This is a genomic window from Lebetimonas sp. JS138, assembly GCF_000523335.1.
GTDB lineage: Bacteria > Campylobacterota > Campylobacteria > Campylobacterales > Nautiliaceae > Lebetimonas.
The window spans coordinates 371,592-388,901 of sequence record NZ_ATHT01000001.1 but is presented as its reverse complement, the minus strand read 5'-3'; the positions used below and the strand labels follow the sequence as shown (position 1 = coordinate 388,901).

Genomic DNA, 17,310 nt, shown 5'->3' with positions numbered 1-17,310 from the left:
CACTCACTACTCACCATTCACTACTCACTATTTTTATAGGGTAGCCTGCCTTAATTCTTAGTAAAATATCAGGTTTTGCTTCTATTACAGGTGAATTTATATTTTCTTTTACAGCTACTCCTTCTGTACCTTGGGCTAAAATATGAACTTCTTGAATCTCGGCTTTATTTCCATTTGGAATAAATACATAATTTTTGCCGTTTATTGTAAGAATTGCACCGTAAGGCAAAACAGTTGCTTTACCATTGAAACTAACCAATTTAACCTGTACTTTTTCTCCTAAAATCAGATTTTTGTCATTTACATCAATTTTATAACTTGGTATTCCGTTGAATGTGGAATTTAAAGCAATTAAATCATACATTTTATTTTTATAAATTGCTTTTTTGAAATTGTCCGGTACTGCTACAAACAGATAATTACCTTTGCCTGAGGCTATTGTTAAAAGTGGTTTTCCGGGGAAAGCATTATCACCTTTATTTACAAATTTTTGAGCAATAATACCATTAATTGGGGATTTTATTTCAGTATACTCTAAATCATTTAAAATTGCTTTTTTTTGAGCTTTTAAAGAATGTAAAGTGTTTTTATCTGCTGCAATCTGAGCTTTCAAATCTGCAATTTTACTCTCTTCCGCCTGATACTGTTCAATACTTGCCATTTTTACCTTTAAAAGTGCTTTCGTTCTTTTATGTGTTGCAATTAAATTTTTAAAAGCAATATTTTCTGCAGTTAATTTTTCTTTAATTGATTTTATTTTTTCGTTTGTTGCTTTTAGCGAGGCTTTTAAATGTGAATCATCTATTGTCGCAATAATTTCACCTTTTTTAACCTTTTCTCCTAAATTTGCAATTTGTCTAATTTCACCTGCAAATTTTGTTGTGACTGTAATTTGCGAATTATTTTTAACTAATGCTAAATACGGATATGTTAAAGTTGCTTCAGTTTTTGGTTTTACAGTTTTTACAACTATCGGATAAATAGTTGCTGCTGCTAATTTTGCATCCTCGGCTCTTCTTTTTTTAATTAACTTTACTCCACCTATTACCAAACCTATTGTAATTAATATCACAATACTCCAAAAAATTAATTTTTTCATTTGAATATCCTTTCTAAGTTATTTCCGTAAATAAATGCTAAATTTGCGATTAATGTGTTTTTATTGGCAATTAAGTTTGCTAAATTTGCTTTTGCTAAGGCCAAATTGTCTTCATATTTTAAGTAATCATCTACTGTCATTCTGTTTAATTTAAACGCCACTTTTGCTCCTTTTAACAGTTCATTTCTTAAAGAAATTGAATTTTGTGCTAATGAAATTGATTTTTTTATCTCTTTAAGAGATGATATTATTTTTAAAACATTTGCATTTAAATCTTTTATTGTTTTTTGGATTGTTAGGGCATTTTTTAGTTTGTCTATTTTAGCCTTTTGTATCTCGGCACTGTTTTTTTTGTTAAAAATATTCCAGTTTAAATAAATTCCCGCACTTGCGTAATTTAGCGCTAAATGCTCGTCATTATTGTATGCATTTGCAAATGCCCTAAAACCTTTGATTTGAAGCATAAGTTTTGGCCAGAATGAATCCTTTGCTGTTTTTATATCATATTCGCTTGCTTTTAAATTTTCTTTTAAAGGTTTTAGCGCTAAAAAGCTTTGTTTATTTATATTTGAATCTATTTCAATTGGTAATGGCTTATTTAATTTAATTTTTGTTAACTGATAAATTTCAGAAATTATTTCATCAATTTGCATATTAAGGCCTGAAATTTTGATGTTTATCTGATTTAGGGCATCTTTTAATCTTAGAGCGTTAAATGCCGGAATTCTGCCTACATTGACACCCACTTTAATTGCGTCTAAAGTTGTTTGTATTGAATTTTTTTCATCATTTAGGGCATTTTTTAATTTTATTAAATAGTTATATTTGCTAAGCACAGTTATTAAAAGACTTTCTCTTTTTAAAAGATTAATTTTTGCTTTGTATTTGGTTGCATTTAGTAAATGAGACATCTTATTTTTAGTATCATAAATGTTTTTTACAAAAACAGGCATTGAAGCAATAAATCCTATTTTTTCAATATTTTGAGAAAAAGGGATACCCTCCGTGTGCAATACCTATTTTTTGAGATTCGGTAGGGGGCAGCGGTCTTAAATTAGTTGGAGTTGAGAAATGCTCAGCACTTGCAAATAAGGAAATAGAAGGCATTAAAGAGCCGATTATTTCTTTTTTTATTGTTTTAGTTTTTTTGATTAATAGATTGTCAATTTTTGTATCAGGTGTTTTTTTGATTGCATTAAAAAGTTCGTTTAAATTTGTGGCATTCAAAGAAATCGCCAAAATTAATCCGAAAGATAATTTTTTCATTGTTTCGCCTTTATATAATTTGTTATTGTTAAAATCAGTTCTTTTTTTAAATCAAATTCGCTTGAAATTTCACAGCATGTAATAAGTGAGGTTATTTTTTTTCTGATTTCCATTGTGTTTAAATATGTTGTAAAAGATGAAATAATTAAATTTTGAATAAAAAAAGGATTTATATTTGTGCCTTTTAATATTTTGTTTAAAGCCTGTATCATTTTACTTATTATAGAAACTGATTCTTTGTTTAAATTTCTAAATTTACATGATATTTCTTTTGAAAGCAGCTTTGCCAGGAGAGACTCTTTTTTAAAAAAATTATCCAAGGTGTCAATATAATGTTCTAAGTCTTTAAAAATATCGCTCGAGATGTTAAATTTCAATTTGGAAAAATAATAAATAAAAATTGCATTATATAAATCATTTTTATTTTTAAAATGATAATAAAGTGCCGGTTTTGTAATATTAAGCTCTTCAGCAATGTCCTGCATAGACGTATTTTTATAACCATTGATTGCAAAATGTTTTAAAGCGGTTTTAATAATTTTTTGTTTCATTTGTTTCCTTACTTACTAATAAGTAAATTGAATTATAAAATTTTTTTGCTAAAATGTCAATAAAAAAGGAATAAAATGAAAAAAATAATTTCTGTTTTGGCAATTGTCTCAGTTATGTTTGCGGCAAACAGTGATGATATTAATAAAAAACTTGATTTGATACTTCAGAAAATGAATATGCTTGAAAAAAAAGTTGACCAAAGGGATAAAGAAATTGAAAGTTTAAAAAAAGAGTTAAATCAATCTCAACAAAAAATTCAAGAGCAGGTTCAAAAACAGCAGGAAACTCAAAAAAAAGAGCTTGAAAATAAATTGGTGCTTAACAGCTGTAAAAATATAAAAGTAAGTAATTTCTCTTACAAATATAATGGCGATGTAATTCCTTATTATACTCTTACATATACGCTTACGAATAAATATCCTAAAAAAATTGTTCATTTAAAAGGTGATTTAATTATTGAAGATAAAGACGAGGTTAAAATTCTGCAAGATTATATAGACAGAGATGTGGATTTAGCCCCCGGACAAAGCATTACAATAAAAAAAGTCCATACGGTTACAAATGATATAGAAAAAAATCTTGCAGGGGAAAAACCTGAAAATTTAAAACTTATTTTTGAAGTAATAAGGGCTGATTTGGCTGACGGAGGAAGGGTTGAGTGCGGAATTTTTTAACAGACTTTTTCTCCGCTTAAAATATTAAGCTCATCACAGCTGAAACCGGCTTTTAGCCTTGCGGCCACATTTAAATCTTTTTTCTTCCAGTCTTTAAAAAAGTTATCCACTATTTGAAAATATGTTTGTACGGGTTTTAAATTTTCTTTTTCACAAGAGAATTTAAACCATTTATCGCCTTTTTTTACATGTGGGATTTCCTCTTTTAAAATAATTTTAAGCACTGCAATTACTTCTTGTGCAAAAGGGTCGTTATATTTTTGCACTCTACGGATTATCTTTTCATTAGCATCAAGCCCGTTTGCCTCATACCATCTCGGAATTACGGCCATACGTGAAATCAAATCCTGGGTTTTCTGAGCGGCTTCGAACAGTGAATTGTGAACGGGAAAATCCCCGTATTTATGCCCTGTTTTTTCTAATAAATTATTTATGAGTCTAAAATGCCTTATTTCATCAGCGGCAACTTCCAGCCAGTCTTTATAAAATTCAACCGGTAAATTTCTAAACCTGTAACAGGCGTCAAGTGCCAGATCAATGGCTGAATATTCAATATGAATTAAAGCATGAAGCAATACCGCTTTTTTTTCATCTGTTTCAAATCCTCTTCTTCTTGGCACATTGGCGGGAGGGACAATTTTGCAGAGTGTTGCGTAACTTGGTTTTTCAAAAAATTTCGGTTTTTCTTTTGATTCGGGATTAACGTTAATTTCTTTTATTAATTTTTCTTTTTCATTGGCATCAGTTGAAATTATAGCTTTTTCCAAAATGGAATACATTTAAAAACCTTTTTATAAATTATAGCATTTTTTTATTTTTTATGTTACAATCCGCTATATAATATTATATATAAGGCTAATTATGTTAATAGATTCGTTTAACAGGACAATAGACTATATACGGGTTTCGGTTACAAGCAGGTGTAATTTCAGGTGTCTTTACTGTATGCCGAATACCCCTTTTGAATGGATACCACATGAAAATGTTATGAGGTATGAAGAGATGTTTGAGTTTTTAAAATTGGCAATTGATGAGGGTGTTAAAAAAATAAGAATAACAGGCGGTGAGCCTTTGGTCAGGAAAGATTTGGATAAATTCGTAAAAATGCTCCATGATTATAAACCGGAGCTTGATTTGGCACTTACTACAAATGGGTATTATTTAAAAAAATATGCCAAAAAACTTAAAGATGCGGGATTAAAAAGAGTAAATATTTCAATAGATTCCCTAAAATCTGAAGTTGCCGAAAAAATAGCCCAGAGAGACTGCTTGAATAATGTTTTAGAAGGAATTGACGAGGCAATAAAGGTTGGATTTCAAGTGAAATTAAATACAGTGGTTATGAAGGGAATTAACGATAATGAAATTTTGGATTTGCTGGAATTTGCGAAAAATAAAAATGTGATAATCAGATTTATTGAGTTTATGGAAAATGAGCGGGCTTATCCCGGAATTAAAAGGGTGGATTCAAAAGAGGTTTTGGAAAAAATAAAAACTAAATTTTCTTTTAAAGAACTTCCGAAAAAAAACGAGGCGAGTAAAAATTTTATGTTGGAGGATGGTAACATATTCGGTATTATAGAACCTCACAATGAAGAATTTTGTAAAAGCTGTAACAGAATCAGATTAACGGCCGAGGGGTATCTGATACCGTGTCTTTTCTTTACAGAAAGTTATAATATTAAAGAAGCCATTAGAAACGGAGATATAAAAAAAGCCGCAGAAATTTTAAAAGATGTTGTAAAAAATAAGCCGGAAAAAAATGACTGGCAGGAAGAAAAAATAAGCGACAGGGCGTTTTGGGAGACGGGCGGGTGATTAAATAGTGATTGGTGAAAATAGTGAGTGGTGAAAATGGTGAGTAGTGAAAATGGTGAGTGGTGAATTGTGAGTCTGCCCGGCCGCTTATAAAGCGGCGTGGTGGTGAGTTGTTAGTAGTCAAGTACCAAGTTGCCAAGAAGCCAATAAAGTTAAAAATGGAAAATTAAGGGGGAAAATGGAAAATATAAAAAAAGCCGCAGAAGCTATAAAAAAATCAAGCCATATATTAATAACAGCCGGGGCCGGGATGGGGGTTGATAGTGGTTTGCCTGATTTTAGAGGAAAAGAAGGATTTTGGAGAGCTTATCCTATAGCAAAAAATCTTGGACTTTCATTTGAAGCTTTGGCAAATCCAAAATGGTTTGATATTAATCCAAAACTAGCATGGGCTTTTTATGGTCATAGACTCAAAATGTATAGAGAAACCACGCCGCATGAAGGCTTTAATATTTTACTAAATCTTCCGCAGGATAAATTTGTTTTTACTTCAAATGTTGACTCTCAGTTTCAAAAAGCCGGATTTAGCGAACTTAAAATTGTAGAAATTCACGGCAGTATTCATTATTTGCAATGCACTAAACCGTGCAGCAGTGAAATTTGGGAAAACAATGAAAATATTGAAATTGATGAAGAAAAGTTTGAAGCTTTAAACTTTCCTAAATGCAAAAATTGTGGCATAATAGCAAGACCGAATATTTTAATGTTTGGAGATTTCAGATTTATTGAAAAAAGAGTAAATCTTCAGATTGCCAGATTTGAATATTGGCTTCAAAGGGTTGATAATCTGGTTATTATTGAAATAGGGGCCGGAAGTGAAGTGCCTACCGTTAGAAATATGAGCGAAAAAGTAAAAAACAGCTTTGGCGCTACTCTTATCAGAATAAATCCGCTTGAGAGTCACGGGGCTGATATTGAGATTAAAAAAGGCGCTCTTGATGCGCTAAAAAAAATCAGAAAATATTTATAAAGGAAAATTTATGAAAAAAATTTTTTTATTTTTAATTGCAGTATTTTCTTTTGGTTTTAACCTGAATCAAAATTACAGTTGTGAAACACTCGGTTTTGCGTTTAAAAAAAACGGGAAAATATTTAATGTGCCCAATGATGTAAAAACAAATAAACAGATTAGAAAAGATTTGAAGAACTTATACAAAATAGATATAAAACCCTTAAATAATTCTTTGTTTTTAAAAATAGGTGATAAAAACGACACACTGCCTTATATACAGACTATAAAAAACCAGTTTGACGTTTATGTAACAAAAGATAAACAGGTAATTGTTTTCGCAGATAAAAACGTTTCACAAATCGCATTAAAAATACCTTCCCAGCAGATAGTCATATATTATCAGTGTAAATAAAAATTGTTACTTTTTAGATAAAAAATAAAGTTTTTTTTAAAACTTTATTAAATTTATTTTTAATTTTTGTATAATATCCCAAGGGGATAAAAATGAAAGAAAAATTGGAAAATTTTTTTGCCAAACTAATTCTTGGAAAAAACGAGCATTTGGATTTCATTGATTACATAAAAAAAACATATAAAAATATCATACATTCCCAGGTTATGAAAGTGGATATGCTTTCAATTTTGTTTTTTGTCGGTAAATGGCTCCCGTTTGCCATTGCTATCGGTATTACTACAGGTGTAATAGCCTCTTTTATGGATTTGTTGATAGTTCATATAAACAAATATCTTAATACCAATATAATTTATTTATTTATTTATCCTTTTTTGGTTTCTGTTATTACCGGATTTGCCCTAAACCAGGATTCAAAAATAGGGGGACCTGGAATAGGTTTTGCCGTTTTACATCTAAAAACCCCTCTTTATTTAAAGGTTAAAACTCTTTTATTAAAACTTATAGTTTCTATTTTCACCTTATCCGGAGGGTTTATCGCGGGAAGGGAAGGGCCTTCTTTTTTCCTGGGGGTAGGTTTAGGAGAGTGGCTTGGCAAAGCATACGGATTTTCAAGAAAATTTAAAAATATGCTTGGTTTAATCGGAGGGGGCGCCTTTACAGGGGCATTACTGAAAGCGCCCCTTGGAAGTTCAATTTTTGCAATGGAGCTTGAAAATACTTATGATTTTGATTACAGGCCTTTTGTGCCTATGATTGTTGCATCCATTACGAGTTATCTGACTTTTTCATTTTTCAGGGGTAATCACGCATTTATCAATTTGGTTAAAAAGCCTATTTGGTATTTAAATGATATTCCGTATATTATATTAATGGGAATTGTAATTTCAATAATTATTTATGTTTATACAATAACTTTTCATTTTCTTCAAAAAACATCAAGGATAATTCCTGTCAACAGAAGACCGTTAATCGGAACGCTTATTTCAATTCCTTTTTTGATAGGAATTTATTATTCCACCAATAATATCGATATACTCTCTGCTCCTGCGAATATGGAAATTCTCTCAAATTTAGCCCAGAATCATTTTACAATAAAAATGGACATTGCCTTTATTTTATATACAATAGTTATAACATCTTTTACTCTGGCTTTTGGAATTCCCGGCGGTCTTGTTTTGCCTGTTTTGATAATAGGTGCTGCAGTGGGTAATATTTTCGGAAATTATTTTCCAGATGAAATTGCTATGTTTACACTGGCCGGTATGGGGGCTGCTTTGAGTGCGGCTGCAAAAACACCGCTTGCCGCAATTGTAATGATTACGGAAATGAGTCATGATGATGTTGTGATACCTATGACGGCGGCTGTTATTACAAGTTATCTTACAAGTTTCGGTTACAGTCTCTATCTTGGACTTGAAAATCCTTTCAGAGGGGATTTGAAATCACTACATTCTCATATGAAAAACAAAAATGCTTAAAAATACGGGGCATTTTTTTATAATTCCTCTTCTTTTGGGGGCAATAGGCGGTTTTTCAGCTATTTTATTCAGGTGGCTGATAAAAATTTTTACATTTTTAAATGATAAACTGAACATTTTTCAAACCCATTATTTTTATTTGATTTCTGTTCCTTTTTTGTTTTTTATATCAGATTATTTGGTAAAAAAATTTAAAATATCTTCTGAAAATGTCACGCTTGAGCTTATTGCAAAAAAGGTGATTCTTTTAAAAGGTAAATTTTCCAAAATAAAAGGCTTTTTGGTTCTGTTTTTAACAAGCGTAAGCATAGGATTCGGTGTGCCTGTCGGAAGGGAAGGCCCTATAGCAAAAATGGGAGGACTTTTGAGCGAAGTTTTTTTGGAAAAACTGAAAATAGAGAAAATAAATTTTCCTATTTATCTGGGAGCCGCCATTGCTTCCGCCATTGCCGCAACATTTAATGCACCGATAGCCGGGGCGCTTTTGGGGCTTGAAATAATAATCGGTAAAATAAATTCATATGTTATTATCCCCCTTATTGTTTCGGTTGTAACCGCAACCTTTATTTCAAGGGAGTTTATAGGTAATTTTGCGGCTTTTATTGTCCCTCATTTACATTGGAATGAGGAATATGTCATATTTGTGCCTTTTGAGGCGGTTTTTATTGCTTTGTTGTGTCTTGTAATTATAAAGGGTCTTGAATATTTAAGAATTTTTAAGTTAAAAAACAGGCATTACTGGCACAGATATATTGTTTTTTCAGGTTTTGCTGTAGGGATGATTGTTGCATTTGTCCCGGAAAGTGCCGGAGTGGGATATGAACATATTACCGCACTTTTAAATAATAATAATTATTCACTTGATTATATCTTAATAATTTTTCTCGCAAAAACGGCAGGGCTTATTTTAAGTATAGGAAGCGGGCTTTTTGGAGGAATAATGTCTCCGAGTATTTTTATAGGTTCATTCGGAGGCTTCTGGTTTGGAGATATTTTTACAAAATACGGGATAGATCCGAGAATTTTTGCGGTGGTGGGGGCTTCTTCAATGCTTGCCGGAATTACAAAAACACCTCTTAGAAGTTCAATTATTATAACCGAACTTACCCATTCTTATCAGTTGATTTTGCCTATTTTGGTGGCTTCAAGCATCAGCGTTTATTTAATTTCATGTTTTCAGGGAGATTCTTTTTTTAAAAGGGCATTGCTTCAAAAAGGTATAGATATTGATAATAAAGATATTTATAACTTTTTAAAAAACTGTAAACTGGAAAAATATTTAGTGAAAATAAATCCCCTAAAAGAAAATCTCTCAGTATATATGGCTTCAAAAATTTTAAAAAAAAGCAGGTATGCAATTTTGCCTATAGTAGATGAAGAGGAAAAATTAATAGGCATAGTTACCCTTACAGATATAAGAAAAAGTGTCCTGCTGCATAAAAAAAACATAAAAATAAAAGACATAATGACCAGGGAACCTTTTTGTATAAAAGAAAATCCGTCTATGGAAGAGTTGATTAAAGCGATAAGCCTTATAGGAAACAGATTTGTTCCGTTTGTTGATAAAAATGGGAAATATCTTGGGTTTATTGATTTAAGAAAACTTGTAAAAGAGCTCTCGACCGCTAATTCGGCATACTATTTGAAATAAAAATTTATTTTTAGTATAATTTCGTTTCAATGCCTCCTTGCTCCAAGCTAAGGGGCTAAATTAGCCAGAAGGAGAATTAATGCTCAGACATTATGAAACAATGTTTATTTTAAAACCGACATTAACGGACGAAGACAAGGAAAAAAACCTTCAAAATATTCAGGATGTAATTTCTAAAGAAGGTGGAGAAGTTGTTGCTATGGATAAAATAGGAATCAGACAGTTGGCATATCCTATTAAAAAGTTTGAAAGAGGAGATTATTATATAATTTATTACAAAGCTCCATCAGGCGCAATGCTTGAACTTGAAAGACAAATGAGATATAACGAAGATTTGTTAAGATTTATGACAGTTAAATATGAAAATAAAAAAGAAATAAAACGTTTCGAAGAAATGGCAAAAAATGTACAATAAAATTATCCTTGTAGGGAATTTGACAAGAGACGTTGAACTCAGATATTCCCCTGCAGGGACGGCAATAGCGAAATTCGGAATTGCAACAAACAGAACATATAAAGACAGTGTGAGCGGAGAAAACAAAAAAGAAGTTATGTTTATAGATGTCACTGTTTTTGGTAGAAGCGCGGAAATAGCCAATCAATATTTAAGAAAAGGCTCTAAAGTATTAGTTGAGGGAAGATTGGTATTAGACCAGTGGGTTGACAGCAGCGGACAAAAAAGAAGCAAACATTCTGTAGTTGCTGAAAAAATACAGTTTATGGAAACAAAAGCGGAAGCTGAGAGAAACAGAAATTATGAAAATTCTTATCAAGCTCCTCAGCCGCAAGCACCTAAAGAACATTCACAGCCTAAACAAAACAAAGATATACCGTCAATAGATATTGACGAAGACGAAATACCATTTTAAAGGATAGATAATGGCACAGGATCCAAAGAAAAAATACGGAAAAAAAAGATGTAAATATTGTGAAATGAAAGTAGATTATATCGGATACAAAGATATTGACTTAATTAAATATTCTTTGTCTGAAAGATATAAAATTATGCCAAGAAGATTAACAGGTACCTGTAAAAAACATCAGGATATGGTTCAAAAAGCCATTAAAAGAGCAAGACAAGTGGCGTTAATCCCTTATGTAGTTGACAGAAAAAGAGTTGTCGAAAATCCGTTTGAGGCCATCAAACCTCTTAAAGCCAAATAATTCCCCCTTTTTCGGGGCTTATTTATGGCTACAGTTTATTTAAACAAAAAAAATCTTTTTTTTAACCTCGATAAAATTTCAAAAATAAATCCTAATATACTTGCCGTAATTAAAGACAATGCTTACGGACACGGAATAATTACTTTTTCAAAAATGCTAAATGAATACGGTATTAAAAAAGTCTGTGTTAAAAACAATTCTGAAGCCGAAATGGTAAAAAGCTTTTTTGAAGAAGTAATTGTATTTTACCCCGGTACTAACAGAAATGCGAAAAATATTTCTTACGGAATTAATTCAGTAATTCAGCTTAAAAAAAACCGTCACCCTTATATTCATTTAAAAATTGATACAGGAATGCACAGAAACGGAATTTTAACGGATGAGTTAAATGAGGCTTTAAATATTATAAAAGAAAAAAATTTTGAATTAAGAGGCGTTTTTTCCCATTTTTGCTGTGCGGATGAAATTGGGAACGATACATTTATACAACTTAAGAGATTTGAAGAAATAAGAAAAAAAGTTATTAATTTTTGTGAAAAAAACAGTTTAAAAATACCGTATTTTCATTTAGCAAATTCAGCCGCTTTAGACAAACTGCCTTATACTTTTGATTATGTACGTCCCGGAATTGCAATGTACGGTGGAATTGAAGGGTTTAAACCAGTTATGAAATTAGTTGCAAAAACAATTTCAAAAAGAAAAATTTTTTCGCTTCAGGGTGTGGGATATAATAAAAAATTTATGAGTGATAAAAATATAACGGTTTCAACCGTTGATGTGGGATACGGTGACGGACTGCCTTGTTTCACAGAGGGGTGCAAATTAAAAAACACAAATGCACTTGGAAAAATTTCTATGGATTCCATGATAGTTGAAGGTGATTTTGACGAAGTGGTTGTGTTTGATGATGTGAAAGAGTTTGTTAAAAATTTTGACACTATAACTTATGATATTTTAGTGAAAATTTCCCCGAGAATAAAAAGAGAAGTTATAAATAGTGAGTTGTGAGTGGTGAGTTGTGAGTGGTGAGAAGAGTAAAAGGCAATAAATGAAAGCAATAAGTGTAACCCAGCTTAACAATCAGATAAAATCCGTTGTTGATTCTCATTTTGAAATAGTTTATGTCGAAGGGGAAGTGAGCAAAGCTGTTTATCATAATTCAGGGCATCTCTATTTTACACTAAAAGATGAAAATTCTTCTATAAACTGTGCAATGTGGAGAAGTAATCTTTCAAGAATGAAATTTAAACTCACTGAGGGTGAAAAAGTCCTGGTTTACGGAGCTGTAAATATTTATGTTCCCAGAGGGGAATACAAACTAATAGCTCAAAGTATTACCCCAAGCGGAATAGGGGCGCTGCAAAAAGCTTATGAACAGTTAAAAGAAGAATTAAAAAACCTCGGATATTTTGATGAAAAAAATAAAAAACCGCTTCCGAAATTTCCAAAAAGAATAGCAATTGTTACTTCAAGAACGGCGGCGGCTTTGCAGGATATGCTGAGGATTGCAAAAAAAAGATGGCTTTTAAGTGAATTTTATCTTTTTAATACTTTGGTTCAGGGGGATGGCGCCCCTGGCGATATTGCAATGAAAATAAAAATGGCGGATGAATATATTTTTGATGACGGAAAAGGTTTTGATTTAATAATACTCGGAAGAGGAGGCGGAAGCCGTGAAGATTTATGGGCTTTTAATGAAAGAATTGTGGCTGATGCGATATTTAAGGCAAAAACACCGGTAATTTCAGGGGTAGGACATGAGATTGATTATTTAATAAGTGATTTTGTGGCGGACAAAAGAGCCGCAACTCCTTCGAACGCCATGGAAATTGCACTTCCTGATAAAAATGAAATTTTACTTTCAATTGATGAAATGATGGAAAGTTTTAATTATAAAATAAATCAGATTCTGCAAAAAAAAGAAAAAATACTTATTCATACAAAAGAGCTTTTTATATCAAATTCACCTGTTAAAAAATTTGATATGAGGCTTGATGAAATAAGGGTTTTACAAAAAAATTTTTATATTTTAACGGATGGAATTTTAAGAAAAAAAGAGAATGATTTTATAAATCTTCAAAAAAGTATGATTCTTTCTTCTCCGCTTAGAAAAATAGAAGAATTTGAAAAAGAAATAAATTTGTTGAAAAATCAGTTAAAAAACAAAATGAATGAAATAATTTATTTTAAAGAAAAAGAATTAAACTCCGTTAAAAACGCATATGAAAGAATGAATCCGAAAAACAGAGAAAAAGAAGGTTTTGCACAGGTTAGGATAGGGGATAAAAAAGTTTCTTTAAACTGTATAAAAAAAGATGATGAATTTTATGTTGAAAATGCCACAACTTCAATTCTTTCAAAAGCGCTTAAGATAGTAAGCGGTGGGCAGTAAAACTGTATAAATAAAAAAATTTATTCATAAATGTATAAATTTTATTCAATAATATGATTATTAAATGGAACTATTTTTGATAAAATCTTTAAAAAAAGGAATAAAATGTTAAAGATTTTAGAAGAAGTTTCAAACAGACACAAAAAAATTAATAAAATTGAAAAAATAAAAGAAACCTCAACTCCTTTTGAAGCTCTTGAAAGACTGAAAAATAACAAATTATTACCGGAAGACAGAAATTTTTTTCTAAAATGTTTTGGGGCTTTTTATAAAAAAAATACAGATGATTATATGCTAAGAGTAAGAATCCAAGACGGAGAATTAACTCCGATAAAAGCTCTTAAAATTGGAGAAATTGCTAAAAAATACGGAAATAATTATATAGACCTTACTACAAGAGCCCAGCTTGAGCTTAGATATATTAAAGAAGAAAATCTTTATAAAGTATTGAATGAACTTGAAAGTGTGGGAGTAATAACCTATCAGACAGGAGTTGATAATTTCAGGGGTATTTTAACCGACCCAATGGCAGGAATTTCTAAAAGCTCGGTAATAGATGATAGGATTTTAAGAGAAAAATTAGAAGAAGAGTTTTTAAAAAAAGAAGTATGCACGCTTCCTAGAAAATTCAATATTGGTATTTGTGGAAATTTTAAGAACACTTCAAACGTATTTACCCAGGATTTGGGATTTGCACTTGCTAAAAGCGGAGGAAAATACGGATTTAGGGTTTTTATGGGCGGTAGAGTCGGTATGATGGGAATTGATTCTAAAATTTTTGTAGATATTAACGAGGCTGTTTTGTTATTTAGGGGAATTAAAGAAATTTATAAAAAATATGGATTTAGAGACAACAGAAATAAAAACCGCTTTGCATTTTTAATTAGAGAAGTCGGAATTGAAAATTTCATAAAAGCATTAGAAGAATATTTAGATTATAAATTTGTTAAGACAAGTGAGCTTTTAACAGATATTAAAATAAATTATTTCCTAAAAGAAGAACTTGTTTCAGGAAAATATGCATATAAATTTATAGTTCCTTCTGGAATTTTTAGCGGAAGTGATATGATTGAAGCAGCAAGAATTGCAAAAGGTGTCAGAGGTGTGATTAAATTAACATTTGACCAAAACTTTTATATTACTGAAGTATCCGGTATTGTTGAAAAAAGTTCATTATATAAAAAATATGCTCCAAATCCATATTTTAACAATCTCGTAGCATGTGCAGGTATAAAAACATGCTCTTTTGGGGTAATTGAAAATAAACACGATGCTATAAATTTGGCAAACAGGCTTAATGATTTAGTGCCGATTGATGGAATTGTTAAATTTCACTGGTCTGCATGTGTTAAAGGTTGCGGGATTCACGGGGTTGGAGATTTTGGATTTGTAGGCGCAAAAGTTAAAAAAGATTCCGGTATAGTCCCGGGTGTAGAAATTTATGTGGGAGGAAATTCTAAAAAAGAAGGCAAAAAAGTTTTAAAAGTTGCATTGGATGAACTTGAAAAATATATTATTCCTATGATGAAACTTTATAAAGGTAGTGAACTGCCTTATGAAGAGTGGTATAAAGAAACTAATATGAGCGAGTGGGCAGTAGGATTTATTATGAAATTCAATGCTAAACATTTTGAGTTTTTACCAACCCTGCCTCTCAAATCAAATAAAATTGAATATTTTGAAATAAAAGAAATTGGAGATAAGCTATTTTATCAAATAACAAAAACACACGCATTTGACAATCTATTCAATCCGCTACAAGTTAAAAGCTTAAAAGAATTTGGATATAAAGGCGGAATTTATGAAATTATTGATAATATGGTAAGCGGGAAATATCAGGTATGGAGTGAGGTGATAGATGAAATTTAAAAGTGTTTGCAGTTATTGTGGCGTTGGATGCGGATTTGAGATTAAAAACAGAATAAAACCTCTAAAAGATTATCCTGCAAATAGAGGGCTTATATGCAAAAAAGGAAGTCTTGAAGATAAAGTTGTAAATAATAGAATCTTAAAACCACTATTTCGTAAAAATAAAAATGAAGAGTTTAAAGAAATAAGCTATGAAGAAGCAATAAAAATCATTACAGATAAAATAAAAGCTTCAACTCCTGAGAAAATCGGATTTTATCTCTCAGGCCAGCTTTTAAATGAAGATTATTATATAGCAAACAAACTTGGTAAAGGATTTATAAATACAGCAAATGTTGATACTAATTCAAGAACATGTATGGCAAGCGCTGTTGTAGGATATAAAAAAACAATAGGAAGCGATTATGTGCCTTTAACTATGGAAGATGCTATTAATTCAGATTTATATATTGTAGCCGGAGGCAATATTGCAGAAGCGCATGTTGTATTTTTCAATAGAATTAAAAGAGCTAAAAAAAATGGATTAAAAGTAGTAGTAATTGATCCAAGATTTACAAAAACGGCAAAAATAGCTGATTTGTATATTGATATAAATGTGGGTGGGGATATTTATCTATTTTTAGCTCTTGCTAAAAAGTTTTTAGATGAAGGAATGGTTGATTTTGAGTTTTTAAAAGAAAAAGTTAATTTTAATGATGAATATTTTGAAGAACTAAAAAAAGTAGATATTGATAAATATTTAAAACTTGCCGGGGTTAGCAAAGATAAGTTTGAAAAATTAGCTGAGATGTGGAGAGAAAATGAAAATATTGTCGGAAGCTGGACAATGGGGCTTAATCAAAGCAGCGAGGGGGTTGAAAAAAATATTGCTTTTATAAATCTTTTTATATTAACAGGTAAAATGTTTAAAGATTTAAACGGTCCTTTATCTCTAACCGGTCAGCCTAATGCTATGGGAGGAAGAGAAGTCGGGGGACTTGCTACAACCTTAGCTGTTCATTTAGATTATACTCCTGAGAATGTAAAAAAAGTAGAAGAGTTTTGGAAAACTGAAAATATTCCAAATAAACCTGGTCTAACTGCTGATGAAATGGTAAAAAAAGGCAAATTAAAAGTCTTAATTGTAGCTCATACAGACCCTGTGTATCACTTGCCAAATAGAAGCGAAACTGAGAAAGCTTTTAGTGAAATTGATTTAGTAGTTGAACTAAATGCATATAAAGGAAGTGAAACGAGCAAATTTGCTAATTTGATAATTCCGGTTGCTCCTTGGGGAGAAAAGGAAGGTACTCAGACTAATTTGGATAGATTAATTACTTTGCAAATGCCTTTTAGAAAAAAACAGACAAAACAGGACTGGGAAGTTTTTGCTAATATAGCAAAAGCTCTTGGATTTAGCGGATTTGATTTTAATTCAAGCAAAGAAGTTTTTAATGAATATAAAGAAATGACAAAATTAAGTTTAGATATGAACATTTACGAATGTGATTATGACAAACTAAAAGAAAAACCTTTTAGATGGGGAGAAAATTTAAAAGAAGCTTTAACATCTAATAAAAAAGCAAATCTTTTATGGGTTGAAAAACAAAACAGAAGCTTAAAACCTGATAGTAAATATCCGTTTTTATTAATTACAACAAGGCTCGCAAATCATTGGCACAGTATGACAAAAACTGCTCAGGTTATAAATGATGAGGTTGAATTTGTAGAAATGAATGAAGAAGATATGAAAGATTTGAATATAAAAGAAGGTGATTTAGTTTTAATTAAATCACAATTTGGAGAAGTTAATTTGAAAGTCAAAAAAAGTGAAATTAAAAAGAAAGTTGTAGCTATTCCTATGCATTATAGAAAAGTAAATTTTTTAACTAACCCTATTTTAGATCCGGTCAGTAAAGAGCCGGACTACAACCATACTCCTGTAAATATAAGAAAAATTTAAATTTTTTAAGGAGGGCAAAAAGGAGGAATAGAATGGAT

General features: G+C 30.9%; 18 protein-coding genes. 13 read left to right on the top strand and 5 right to left on the bottom strand.

The window, feature by feature from the left end; genetic code table 11:
- Nucleotides 1–10: 10 nt before the first annotated feature.
- The 4 genes from DZ67_RS0102110 to DZ67_RS0102095 are packed head-to-tail and all read right to left on the bottom strand — an operon-like array spanning nt 11 to nt 2,916.
- Nucleotides 11–1,099, bottom strand: a complete 1,089-nt coding sequence (locus DZ67_RS0102110; RefSeq protein WP_024791738.1) for an efflux RND transporter periplasmic adaptor subunit — start codon at nt 1,097–1,099, stop codon at nt 11–13.
- Nucleotides 1,096–2,052 carry a TolC family protein gene (locus DZ67_RS0102105; protein WP_024791737.1) on the bottom strand — a complete coding sequence of 319 codons (957 nt, stop codon included), beginning with the start codon at nt 2,050–2,052 and terminating at the stop codon, nt 1,096–1,098. The genes DZ67_RS0102110 and DZ67_RS0102105 overlap by 4 nt, the downstream gene beginning before the upstream one ends.
- 22 nt (nt 2,053–2,074) lie before the next feature.
- Nucleotides 2,075–2,365 carry a hypothetical protein gene (locus DZ67_RS0102100; protein WP_024791736.1) on the bottom strand — a complete coding sequence of 97 codons (291 nt, stop codon included), beginning with the start codon at nt 2,363–2,365 and terminating at the stop codon, nt 2,075–2,077.
- Nucleotides 2,362–2,916: a TetR/AcrR family transcriptional regulator gene (locus DZ67_RS0102095; protein ID WP_024791735.1), complete on the bottom strand. Its 555-nt coding sequence runs from the start codon at nt 2,914–2,916 to the stop codon at nt 2,362–2,364. Before DZ67_RS0102095 ends, DZ67_RS0102100 begins: the two co-directional genes overlap by 4 nt.
- Nucleotides 2,917–2,991: 75 nt before the next feature.
- Between DZ67_RS0102095 and DZ67_RS0102085 the strand changes: the two genes are divergently transcribed.
- Nucleotides 2,992–3,591 carry a hypothetical protein gene (locus DZ67_RS0102085; protein ID WP_024787044.1) on the top strand — a complete coding sequence of 200 codons (600 nt, stop codon included), beginning with the start codon at nt 2,992–2,994 and terminating at the stop codon, nt 3,589–3,591.
- Here the strand turns inward: DZ67_RS0102085 and DZ67_RS0102080 are convergent.
- Complete coding sequence (locus DZ67_RS0102080; protein ID WP_024787043.1) at nt 3,588–4,370, bottom strand: ferritin-like domain-containing protein; 783 nt, start codon at nt 4,368–4,370, stop codon at nt 3,588–3,590. The genes DZ67_RS0102085 and DZ67_RS0102080 overlap by 4 nt on opposite strands.
- 82 nt (nt 4,371–4,452) lie before the next feature.
- On the opposite strand from DZ67_RS0102080, the gene moaA reads away from it, so the two are divergent.
- The 12 genes from moaA to DZ67_RS0102020 all read left to right on the top strand — a co-directional run bounded on the left by moaA (nt 4,453) and on the right by DZ67_RS0102020 (nt 17,272).
- Complete coding sequence (gene moaA / locus DZ67_RS0102075; protein WP_024791734.1) at nt 4,453–5,409, top strand: GTP 3',8-cyclase MoaA; 957 nt, start codon at nt 4,453–4,455, stop codon at nt 5,407–5,409.
- Between the two features lie 178 nt (nt 5,410–5,587).
- Nucleotides 5,588–6,379 carry an SIR2 family NAD-dependent protein deacylase gene (locus tag DZ67_RS0102070; RefSeq protein WP_024790637.1) on the top strand — a complete coding sequence of 264 codons (792 nt, stop codon included), beginning with the start codon at nt 5,588–5,590 and terminating at the stop codon, nt 6,377–6,379.
- A gap of 10 nt (nt 6,380–6,389) precedes the next feature.
- The gene (locus DZ67_RS0102065; RefSeq protein ID WP_024789265.1) at nt 6,390–6,773 is read left to right on the top strand and encodes a hypothetical protein; all 384 of its coding nucleotides are present in this window, start codon (nt 6,390–6,392) and stop codon (nt 6,771–6,773) included.
- Nucleotides 6,774–6,865: 92 nt separating this feature from the next.
- Complete coding sequence (locus tag DZ67_RS0102060) at nt 6,866–8,254, top strand: chloride channel protein (protein ID WP_024787040.1); 1,389 nt, start codon at nt 6,866–6,868, stop codon at nt 8,252–8,254.
- A complete protein-coding gene (locus tag DZ67_RS0102055) occupies nt 8,247–9,905 on the top strand; it encodes a chloride channel protein (RefSeq protein ID WP_024787039.1) in 1,659 nt (552 codons plus the stop codon). The genes DZ67_RS0102060 and DZ67_RS0102055 overlap by 8 nt, the downstream gene beginning before the upstream one ends.
- 79 nt (nt 9,906–9,984) lie before the next feature.
- Nucleotides 9,985–10,320: a 30S ribosomal protein S6 gene (rpsF, locus tag DZ67_RS0102050; RefSeq protein WP_024787038.1), complete on the top strand. Its 336-nt coding sequence runs from the start codon at nt 9,985–9,987 to the stop codon at nt 10,318–10,320.
- Nucleotides 10,310–10,774: a single-stranded DNA-binding protein gene (gene ssb, locus DZ67_RS0102045; protein ID WP_024787037.1), complete on the top strand. Its 465-nt coding sequence runs from the start codon at nt 10,310–10,312 to the stop codon at nt 10,772–10,774. The genes rpsF and ssb overlap by 11 nt, the downstream gene beginning before the upstream one ends.
- 10 nt (nt 10,775–10,784) lie before the next feature.
- Nucleotides 10,785–11,069, top strand: a complete 285-nt coding sequence (gene rpsR / locus DZ67_RS0102040) for a 30S ribosomal protein S18 (protein ID WP_024787036.1) — start codon at nt 10,785–10,787, stop codon at nt 11,067–11,069.
- A gap of 24 nt (nt 11,070–11,093) precedes the next feature.
- On the top strand, nt 11,094–12,077 hold the full coding sequence (locus tag DZ67_RS0102035) for an alanine racemase (protein WP_024787035.1): 984 nt from the start codon (nt 11,094–11,096) through the stop codon (nt 12,075–12,077).
- Between the two features lie 40 nt (nt 12,078–12,117).
- Nucleotides 12,118–13,461 (top strand): exodeoxyribonuclease VII large subunit, encoded by a 1,344-nt coding sequence (xseA, locus tag DZ67_RS0102030; RefSeq protein WP_024789264.1) that lies wholly within the window; start codon nt 12,118–12,120, stop codon nt 13,459–13,461.
- A 105-nt stretch (nt 13,462–13,566) separates the two neighbouring features.
- Complete coding sequence (locus DZ67_RS0102025) at nt 13,567–15,330, top strand: hypothetical protein (RefSeq protein ID WP_024789263.1); 1,764 nt, start codon at nt 13,567–13,569, stop codon at nt 15,328–15,330.
- Nucleotides 15,320–17,272, top strand: a complete 1,953-nt coding sequence (locus tag DZ67_RS0102020) for a molybdopterin oxidoreductase family protein (protein ID WP_024791733.1) — start codon at nt 15,320–15,322, stop codon at nt 17,270–17,272. Before DZ67_RS0102025 ends, DZ67_RS0102020 begins: the two co-directional genes overlap by 11 nt.
- Nucleotides 17,273–17,310 lie beyond the last annotated feature (38 nt).

Excerpts from the sequence above, each read along its gene's own strand:
- DZ67_RS0102095 (WP_024791735.1), bottom strand. The coding sequence starts at position 2,916 with ATGAAACAAAAAATTATTAAAACCGCTTTAAAACATTTTGCAATCAAT.
- DZ67_RS0102035 (WP_024787035.1), top strand. The coding sequence starts at position 11,094 with ATGGCTACAGTTTATTTAAACAAAAAAAATCTTTTTTTTAACCTCGAT.
- DZ67_RS0102020 (WP_024791733.1), top strand. The coding sequence starts at position 15,320 with ATGAAATTTAAAAGTGTTTGCAGTTATTGTGGCGTTGGATGCGGATTT.
- DZ67_RS0102080 (WP_024787043.1), bottom strand. The coding sequence starts at position 4,370 with ATGTATTCCATTTTGGAAAAAGCTATAATTTCAACTGATGCCAATGAA.
- xseA (WP_024789264.1), top strand. The coding sequence starts at position 12,118 with ATGAAAGCAATAAGTGTAACCCAGCTTAACAATCAGATAAAATCCGTT.
- rpsR (WP_024787036.1), top strand. The coding sequence starts at position 10,785 with ATGGCACAGGATCCAAAGAAAAAATACGGAAAAAAAAGATGTAAATAT.
- DZ67_RS0102065 (WP_024789265.1), top strand. The coding sequence starts at position 6,390 with ATGAAAAAAATTTTTTTATTTTTAATTGCAGTATTTTCTTTTGGTTTT.
- rpsF (WP_024787038.1), top strand. The coding sequence starts at position 9,985 with ATGCTCAGACATTATGAAACAATGTTTATTTTAAAACCGACATTAACG.
- moaA (WP_024791734.1), top strand. The coding sequence starts at position 4,453 with ATGTTAATAGATTCGTTTAACAGGACAATAGACTATATACGGGTTTCG.
- ssb (WP_024787037.1), top strand. The coding sequence starts at position 10,310 with ATGTACAATAAAATTATCCTTGTAGGGAATTTGACAAGAGACGTTGAA.
- DZ67_RS0102060 (WP_024787040.1), top strand. The coding sequence starts at position 6,866 with ATGAAAGAAAAATTGGAAAATTTTTTTGCCAAACTAATTCTTGGAAAA.
- DZ67_RS0102025 (WP_024789263.1), top strand. The coding sequence starts at position 13,567 with ATGTTAAAGATTTTAGAAGAAGTTTCAAACAGACACAAAAAAATTAAT.
- DZ67_RS0102105 (WP_024791737.1), bottom strand. The coding sequence starts at position 2,052 with ATGCCTGTTTTTGTAAAAAACATTTATGATACTAAAAATAAGATGTCT.
- DZ67_RS0102100 (WP_024791736.1), bottom strand. The coding sequence starts at position 2,365 with ATGAAAAAATTATCTTTCGGATTAATTTTGGCGATTTCTTTGAATGCC.
- DZ67_RS0102070 (WP_024790637.1), top strand. The coding sequence starts at position 5,588 with ATGGAAAATATAAAAAAAGCCGCAGAAGCTATAAAAAAATCAAGCCAT.
- DZ67_RS0102110 (WP_024791738.1), bottom strand. The coding sequence starts at position 1,099 with ATGAAAAAATTAATTTTTTGGAGTATTGTGATATTAATTACAATAGGT.
- DZ67_RS0102085 (WP_024787044.1), top strand. The coding sequence starts at position 2,992 with ATGAAAAAAATAATTTCTGTTTTGGCAATTGTCTCAGTTATGTTTGCG.
- DZ67_RS0102055 (WP_024787039.1), top strand. The coding sequence starts at position 8,247 with ATGCTTAAAAATACGGGGCATTTTTTTATAATTCCTCTTCTTTTGGGG.